The organism is Mucilaginibacter sp. RCC_168 (genome assembly GCF_041355315.1).
In the GTDB taxonomy this organism is placed as follows: Bacteria; Bacteroidota; Bacteroidia; order Sphingobacteriales; family Sphingobacteriaceae; genus Mucilaginibacter.
Map to the genome: position 1 here is coordinate 1 of NZ_JBFUPN010000072.1, position 781 is coordinate 781.

1 protein-coding gene is annotated in these 781 nt (G+C 46.6%); it reads right to left on the reverse strand.

Annotated features, from left to right (window positions below; genetic code table 11):
• Positions 1–781 (reverse strand): condensation domain-containing protein (locus tag AB6735_RS28000; RefSeq protein ID WP_370999481.1); only part of this gene is annotated, 781 nt, incomplete at both ends.

Genomic DNA, 781 nt, shown 5'->3' on the forward strand with positions numbered 1-781 from the left:
CGGACTTCGCCTGGAGCAACTGCTTTATATCCTGACCCAAAATAAGTTCCTGAACAGCGCCATTGTTTTGCCTGGTCTCCGGACGACGGTAATCCTGAGGAAAATCAAGTACCGGAAGCTCGCCTGATAAACGGGAATGCCAGTAACTCCGGTGACTGTCCAGTTCCCCTTCCTGTGCAAGTCTGTTTTGCCAGCCTGCATAATCTTTGTACTGTATAGGCAAAACCGGCAAGTTTACAGGCAATCCCCTGCTGTAGCTATTATAAATAGCTAGTATTTCCCGGATGAAAACCGCCATTGACCAGCCGTCCGAAATAATATGATGAACCGTTAATAAAAACACATAACGAAATTCCGATAAACGGTAAAGATGTGTACGAACAAGAGGCCCCCGTGATAAATCAAAGCTTCTGGCCGATTCCGAATTAATCAGTGCCGACAACTTGTCCTCCGTGTATAAAGTATCACTGCTCAGATCTTCATAAACCATCGAATAACCAAGCTCAGAACGGCTCAGTACAAGCTGGCGCGGCTCCCCATCTTCCAGCACAAATATTGTTCGCAAGCTCTCGTGCCGGTCGATCATGGCATCAAAAGACCGCTCCAGGCTTTTCATATCAACAACGCCTTCAAACTCATAAGAACCGCATATATTATAGGCTGTACGGTTGGAATCTTCCAGCTGATCTATCACCCACAAACGTCGTTGCGAAGGAGATAAACCATAGCTGGATGCCTCCGGGACCTGCGATATCAACTTATACTCGTTTCTAAGTGCATC